The 6,122-nt window shown below is 64.8% G+C and carries 9 protein-coding genes; 8 read left to right on the top strand and 1 reads right to left on the bottom strand.

The features are described from left to right. Nucleotides 1-13: 13 nt before the first annotated feature. Nucleotides 14-688 carry a DUF6498-containing protein gene (locus ACILQR_RS06320; protein ID WP_395650623.1) on the bottom strand — a complete coding sequence of 225 codons (675 nt, stop codon included), beginning with the start codon at nucleotides 686-688 and terminating at the stop codon, nucleotides 14-16. A 184-nt stretch (nucleotides 689-872) separates the two neighbouring features. Here ACILQR_RS06320 and ACILQR_RS06325 point away from each other — a divergent pair, with 184 nt between their 5' ends. From ACILQR_RS06325 to rpsD, 8 genes are all read left to right on the top strand, one after another. Then, nucleotides 873-1,979 carry an S-(hydroxymethyl)glutathione dehydrogenase/class III alcohol dehydrogenase gene (locus ACILQR_RS06325; protein WP_395650624.1) on the top strand — a complete coding sequence of 369 codons (1,107 nt, stop codon included), beginning with the start codon at nucleotides 873-875 and terminating at the stop codon, nucleotides 1,977-1,979. A 74-nt stretch (nucleotides 1,980-2,053) separates the two neighbouring features. Continuing rightward, a complete protein-coding gene (locus ACILQR_RS06330) occupies nucleotides 2,054-2,323 on the top strand; it encodes a hypothetical protein (RefSeq protein ID WP_395650625.1) in 270 nt (89 codons plus the stop codon). 22 nt (nucleotides 2,324-2,345) lie between these two features. Then, the gene (locus ACILQR_RS06335) at nucleotides 2,346-2,786 is read left to right on the top strand and encodes a hypothetical protein (protein WP_395650626.1); all 441 of its coding nucleotides are present in this window, start codon (nucleotides 2,346-2,348) and stop codon (nucleotides 2,784-2,786) included. A 12-nt stretch (nucleotides 2,787-2,798) separates the two neighbouring features. Then, nucleotides 2,799-3,179: a VOC family protein gene (locus tag ACILQR_RS06340; protein WP_395650627.1), complete on the top strand. Its 381-nt coding sequence runs from the start codon at nucleotides 2,799-2,801 to the stop codon at nucleotides 3,177-3,179. A 2-nt stretch (nucleotides 3,180-3,181) separates the two neighbouring features. Then, nucleotides 3,182-4,021, top strand: a complete 840-nt coding sequence (gene fghA / locus ACILQR_RS06345) for an S-formylglutathione hydrolase (RefSeq protein WP_395650628.1) — start codon at nucleotides 3,182-3,184, stop codon at nucleotides 4,019-4,021. Further along, nucleotides 4,018-4,257: a hypothetical protein gene (locus ACILQR_RS06350; protein ID WP_395650629.1), complete on the top strand. Its 240-nt coding sequence runs from the start codon at nucleotides 4,018-4,020 to the stop codon at nucleotides 4,255-4,257. The genes fghA and ACILQR_RS06350 overlap by 4 nt, the downstream gene beginning before the upstream one ends. A 104-nt stretch (nucleotides 4,258-4,361) precedes the next feature. Beyond that, on the top strand, nucleotides 4,362-4,976 hold the full coding sequence (locus tag ACILQR_RS06355; protein ID WP_395650630.1) for a superoxide dismutase: 615 nt from the start codon (nucleotides 4,362-4,364) through the stop codon (nucleotides 4,974-4,976). A 171-nt stretch (nucleotides 4,977-5,147) separates the two neighbouring features. Beyond that, on the top strand, nucleotides 5,148-5,765 hold the full coding sequence (gene rpsD / locus ACILQR_RS06360; protein WP_271146777.1) for a 30S ribosomal protein S4: 618 nt from the start codon (nucleotides 5,148-5,150) through the stop codon (nucleotides 5,763-5,765). Nucleotides 5,766-6,122: the final 357 nt, after the last annotated feature.

The raw sequence follows: 6,122 nt of genomic DNA on the forward strand, positions 1-6,122 counted from the left end.
GCAACCGCAAAGCTCAGCGGACCGGTGCTGCCTTCACTGCTTCGGCGATCCCGGTTCTGGTCAGCCAGACCGTCAGAAGCTCCAGAACCGCCTTGCCCAGACAAAGGATCAGGATGGTCCATTCCGGCGCGGCGTATTCCTGTATGGCCCATGCCCCGCCCATGACAGTAATATGCAGGACGAAGATGCGGCCGTAGGGGCGAAACATTTCCAGCGTCGGACTGGCCGTCCGCCAGGCGCGTGGCAGCCACCAGTCCCTGACCAGCGCCAGCACGTGCAGGCCGAACAGGATGGCCAGGCCCCACAGAAAGGCACCGTCAAAAGGCGGATCGACCACCCCGGCCTGGGCAGGATCGTCGGATATGAACCGGACCGCCAGGATCAGGGTGAAGACCCCATGGACGAGGCAGAAGCCGCCATAGTGGACAATGAAGAAGCAGCCCACGCCCAAGGCATGGTTCGCTTTGGGACTATAGGCATCCCGGACATAGTTCTGTGCGGCAAGGACCCGAGGCAGGGTGACCAGGCCGATGATTACATTCTCGAACCAGTAGAAGAACAGGATCTGGCCCGCGTCCCAGCCCAGCAGGGCCACGCCCCCTACGGGGATCAGGTTGACCAGGATGATGAAGATGAAGCGGAACCGGGCCAGCCGCTCGATCGTCTCGCGAAGAATTGGCAATGTCATCGCGTCTTCTCCCCTCGCCCGCATCGATGGCGAACGCGCAGAGTGTCGCGGTTCCCACTGCATTCCGGGTCTGACAGGATATGACGGTGGGCGATTCAAATCGGGGCGGCAATGGCGATGCCGGTTTCGGCCTGCGCTTGCGCCCGCTAGAACGCCACCAGACTCACGAAAGCAGGACCGCTCCATGAAAACCCGCGCCGCCGTCGCCTTCGAGGCCAAACGTCCGCTCGAGATCGTCGAGGTCGATCTGGAGGGACCGCGCGCCGGCGAGGTGCTGGTCGAGATCAAGGCGACCGGGATCTGCCACACCGACGCCTATACGCTGGACGGGCTGGACTCGGAGGGCATCTTCCCGAGCATCCTGGGCCATGAAGGCGCAGGGATCGTGGTCGAGGTGGGGCCGGGCGTCACATCCGTCGCCGTCGGGGACCATGTGATCCCGCTCTACACGCCCGAGTGCCGCCAGTGTAAATCCTGCCTGAGCCGCAAGACCAATCTCTGCACCGCCATCCGCGCCACCCAGGGCAAGGGGATGATGCCCGACGGCACGTCGCGGTTCAGTTACAAGGGACAGGCCATCGCCCACTACATGGGCTGTTCGACCTTCTCGAACTACACGGTACTGCCCGAGATCGCCCTGGCGAAGATCCGCAAGGACGCGCCGTTCGCCTCCGCCTGCTACGTCGGCTGCGGAGTGACGACGGGGGTCGGGGCCGTGGTCAATACGGCCAAGGTCGAGCCGGGGGCCAATGCCGTGGTGTTCGGACTGGGCGGCATCGGGTTGAACGTCATCCAGGGGCTGAAGATGGTGGGGGCCGACATGATCGTCGGCGTCGATCTGAACCCGGCCAAGGAGGAATGGGGCCGCCGCTTCGGCATGACCCATTTCGTCAATCCGAAGGACGTGTCCGATGTCGTGGCCCATCTGGTCGAGCTGACCGGTGGCGGGGCGGACTACACCTTCGACTGCACCGGCAACACCGTGGTCATGCGCCAGGCGCTTGAGGCCTGTCACCGGGGCTGGGGCGAGAGCATCGTGATCGGGGTGGCCGAGGCGGGCAAGGAGATCGCCACCCGCCCGTTCCAGCTGGTCACGGGCCGGGTGTGGCGCGGTTCGGCCTTCGGCGGCGCGCGGGGACGGACGGATACACCAAAGATCGTCGACTGGTACATGGATGGCAAGATCGAGATCGACCCCATGATCACCCACACCCTGCCACTGGAACGCATCAACGAGGCGTTCGACCTGATGCACGCGGGCGAGAGCATCCGGTCGGTGGTGGTGTTCTGATGCTTATAGCGCTCGCTGTATCCGCTGTGTTCGCTGGCAGCGCCTGCGATCTAGACGTCGATGAGCAGGTGCGCATGGCCAACGCCGGCATCAGAAGGGTCACCGCGGGGGAGGCATCCGCTGCGCCGGTATTTGAAAGCATCAGTAGTCCGGCCGGCTGCGGGGTCTGGGAACTCACCGTCGGTGAGGACGGCAGCGTCAAGGACGCCCGATTGCTTCGTGGCGATTTCACAGAGAACTACGAGCGCTATGTTCGACCGATCTTGCTGACGCAAACCTATGCTCAAAGTCGAACGCCATGGACCGCACTCGTTGTCTTGAAGCTCAACGAGTCGCCACAATGACGTTGGTGGGCTGGCAATCCCGATGATCGCGGTCGGTCTCGCCGTTGCGCTCCTGTCAACGCCGCCCCAGGCCGCGCCCGCCGACGCGGACGGTTATAGGCCCGCGACAACCGCCTACAATTTCGCGCTCGAACTGCCCGAGGGAGCAGCCCTGACCCGGCGGGAGATCCTAGATTTCGATCTGTACCGGGTCAGCCTGGACGGTGTCGTGGCGCTGAACGTCTACGAGGGATGGTCGGCCAATGTCGGGGACTGGGTCACCGATCGCCATGCGACGGGGCGGCAGGAGCGCAAGGTCGGCGATCTGACGGTCGAGTATTTCTGGAACCAGCAATGCGACGGCTGGTCCAACGAGGTCCACGCCTGGATCACCGCCGACACCCCGCCCGAGATCGCCTCGCGCGCACGCGAAATCGCCGATACGGTGGTCATGAAACCGTGCTTCAACACGCCGGAAGAATAAGGGATAGAGCCGATGTTCAGCCACATCATGGTCGGGGCCGACGACATCGAGGCGTCGAAGGCCTTCTATGACGCGGCCCTGGGTGCGCTCGGCATCCGGCCGGGCACGCTCGATCCCAAGGGGCGGGTCTGGTGGCGGTCCGACAAGGGTCTGTTCTCCATCTCCAAGCCGATCGACGGCGGTCCGGCCAGCTGTGCCAACGGCGGCACCATCGGCTTCGTCGCCGCCTCGATCGAGGCGGCCGACGCCTTCCATGCGGCGGGCCTGGCCCACGGCGGCACGGCCATCGAGGACCCGCCCGGCCTGCGCGACGGCACCTTCGGCAAGCTGCACCTGGCCTATCTGCGCGACCCGGCGGGCAACAAGGTCTGCGCGATGCATCGGCTGGGGTGAACGTGGAAACCCTGAAGACCCACACCGTCCACGGCGGCACACTGCGCTACCTGCGCCACGACAGTGCCGCGACGGGCACGCCGATGACCCTGTCGGTGTTCACACCGCCGGGAAAGGGCCCCTTCCCCGTCCTGATCTGGCTGTCGGGCCTGACCTGCACCGAGGATAATTTCACGACCAAGGCGGGGGCCTATCGGTCTGCGGCCGAGCATGGGGTGATGATCGTGGCGCCCGACACCTCGCCGCGCGGTGAGGGCGTGGCCGACGACGAGGCCTATGACCTGGGCCAGGGGGCGGGCTTCTATGTCGATGCGGTGTGCGAGCCGTGGGTCCCGCATTTCAACATGGAGACCTATGTCACCCGCGACCTGATCGCCCTGATCGACGCCGAGTTCCCGACGACGGGCGTGCGCGGGATCAGCGGCCATTCGATGGGCGGGCATGGGGCGCTGACCCTGGCGCTGCGCCACCCGGACCTGTTCCGCTCGGTCTCGGCCTTTGCGCCGATCGCATCCCCGACGCGGTGTGCGTGGGGACAGAAGGCGTTCGAGGCCTATCTGGGCGACGACCGGTCCGTCTGGGCCGGGCATGACGCCGCCCTGCTGATCGAAAGCGGAGCGGCCAAGGGTCGGTTCGACGACATCCTGGTGGACCAGGGCGACGCCGACGGGTTTCTGGCCGACCAGCTGAAGCCGGAACTGCTGCTCGAGGCGGCAAAGGTTGCGGGCCAGTCCCTGACCCTGCGGATGCAGCCCGGCTATGACCACTCCTACTTCTTCATGGCCAGCTTCATCGCCGACCATGTGGCGTTCCACGCCAGGCGCCTGAAAGCCTCATCATGACCGACGCCGACATCGATCTGGACCGCCACGCCGGGATGTTCGGTGCCCTGTGCAAGGAGCTGGGCTACTGTCTGCATGACAAGGGTCAGAAGCGAGTGATGGCGGCCCTGCCGGACGGGCTCGACGCGGCGGTGAAGGCGGTTCTCGACGCCGACGGGGCCGACTTCCTGAACTCGTCCGGGACCCTGAAACGCCAGATTCGAGACTGTCTGAAAGCCAATCCGCCCGCAACCTAGCGAACGACTCGCAAGAGGAACGAAAACGCGGTCTCCGGCTTGGGTCCGGCAGGTGGGTCGCCTAGATGCAGCCCGTCGCAACCTTGTCCTGACGGAGCCTCCCCATGGCCTATGAACTGCCCCCCCTGCCCTATGCCCACGACGCGCTGGAGCCGATCATCTCCAAGACGACGCTGGAGTTCCACCACGACAAGCACCACCAGGCCTATACTGACAACCTGAACAAGGCGCTGGACGGTCTGGCCGAGGCCGAAGGCAAGTCGCTGGAAGAGGTCTTCGCCGAGATCTCGAAATTTCCCAAGGCCGTGCGCAACAACGGCGGCGGCTACTGGAACCACATCTTCTACTGGGAGAGCATGGCGCCCCAGGGGGAGACCGGCGAACCCTCGGCCGAGCTGGCCGCCGCCATCGACGCCGACCTGGGCGGGATGGACGCGTTCAAGACCGCGTTCGAACAGGCCGGGGTGACCCAATTCGGTTCGGGCTGGGCCTGGTTGATCCTGACGGACGGCAAGCTGAAGGTCATCAATACGCCGAACCAGGACAACTCCCTGATGGACATCAACCCCGACAAGGGAACGCCCCTGCTCGTCAACGACGTCTGGGAACACGCCTACTACCTCGACTATCAGAACAAGCGCCCGGCCTTCCTGGGGGCCTTCTGGCCGATCGTGAACTGGAACAAGGTCAACGAACGGTTTGCAGCCGCCAAGGGCTGAAACGCCCGACCGGCGTTGACTTTGGAGGGGCGGGCCGTCATAAGCCCGCCTTTCCCGCGTCGGCCTTATGGCTGAACGCGCGAAGACACTACGGACGATGCGTGGACCGCCGTTGAGATCGCCCTCCCACTTTCGGGAAGGCCGGGCCGCATCACTGAAGAAGAGATACGTATGTCCAAGCGCCACAGCGCCAAGTACAAGATCGACCGGGCCATGGGTGAAAACCTGTGGGGTCGTGCCAAGTCCCCCGTCAACAAGCGCTCGTACGGCCCCGGCCAGCACGGCCAGCGCCGCAAGTCCAAGGTCTCGGACTTCGGTCTGCAACTCAAGGCCAAGCAGAAGCTCAAGGGCTACTATGCCAACCTGACGGAAAAGCAGTTCCGCAAGACCTATGACGAGGCCGCCCGTCGCAAGGGCAACACCTCCGAGACCCTGATCGGCCTGCTGGAAGCCCGCCTGGACGCCATCGTCTATCGCGCCAAATTCGTGCCGACCCCCTGGGCCGCGCGCCAGTTCGTCAACCACGGCCACGTCACCGTCAACGGCAAGAAGGTGAACATCGCCTCCTATTCCGTGAAGCCGGGCGACGTCGTCGAGGTCAAGGAAAAGTCCCGCAACATGGCGCTGGTGCTCGAAGCCCAGCAGTCCGGCGAGCGCGACATCCCCGACTATATCGAACTGGGCGACCGCGGTTTCTCGGTCCGCTTCATCCGCTTCCCCGAACTGGCCGACGTGCCGTTCGCGGTGAAGATGGAGCCGAACCTGGTCGTCGAATACTACTCGTCCTGATTTCAGGGCGCTAACGCGAGCGACGCGGTCGCTCGCTGCTTAAGCGCGAGTAGTTGTGATTACAAAAGGCCCCGGGGGAAACCCGGGGCCTTTTCCGTTGGGGAAGGATTACGGAACCGTCAGTTCCCTTGGCGCGCGAACAGGCGCACTATGTGTCCGGGTTCGGGATCCGGCGGGAGGCTGGAATGAAACGCATCGTTGCACTGGGTGCAGTCGCTGTCCTGATGGCCGGTTGCGCCGCCTTGCCCTCCGTCCTGCCGTTCGGCCCGGACGACGTCCAGGTCGCCACGCAGCCCATGCCCGGCCAGCTGGAGCCCATCCATGCGGCGGCCCTGGTCAACAATGTCGCGGTGTTCT

This window comes from Brevundimonas sp. (assembly GCF_044239655.1).
Taxonomy (GTDB): Bacteria; Pseudomonadota; Alphaproteobacteria; order Caulobacterales; family Caulobacteraceae; genus Brevundimonas.

Excerpts from the sequence above, each read along its gene's own strand:
- ACILQR_RS06340 (WP_395650627.1), top strand. The coding sequence starts at position 2,799 with ATGTTCAGCCACATCATGGTCGGGGCCGACGACATCGAGGCGTCGAAG.
- ACILQR_RS06355 (WP_395650630.1), top strand. The coding sequence starts at position 4,362 with ATGGCCTATGAACTGCCCCCCCTGCCCTATGCCCACGACGCGCTGGAG.
- rpsD (WP_271146777.1), top strand. The coding sequence starts at position 5,148 with ATGTCCAAGCGCCACAGCGCCAAGTACAAGATCGACCGGGCCATGGGT.
- ACILQR_RS06320 (WP_395650623.1), bottom strand. The coding sequence starts at position 688 with ATGACATTGCCAATTCTTCGCGAGACGATCGAGCGGCTGGCCCGGTTC.
- ACILQR_RS06330 (WP_395650625.1), top strand. The coding sequence starts at position 2,054 with ATGGCCAACGCCGGCATCAGAAGGGTCACCGCGGGGGAGGCATCCGCT.
- ACILQR_RS06325 (WP_395650624.1), top strand. The coding sequence starts at position 873 with ATGAAAACCCGCGCCGCCGTCGCCTTCGAGGCCAAACGTCCGCTCGAG.
- ACILQR_RS06350 (WP_395650629.1), top strand. The coding sequence starts at position 4,018 with ATGACCGACGCCGACATCGATCTGGACCGCCACGCCGGGATGTTCGGT.
- ACILQR_RS06335 (WP_395650626.1), top strand. The coding sequence starts at position 2,346 with ATGATCGCGGTCGGTCTCGCCGTTGCGCTCCTGTCAACGCCGCCCCAG.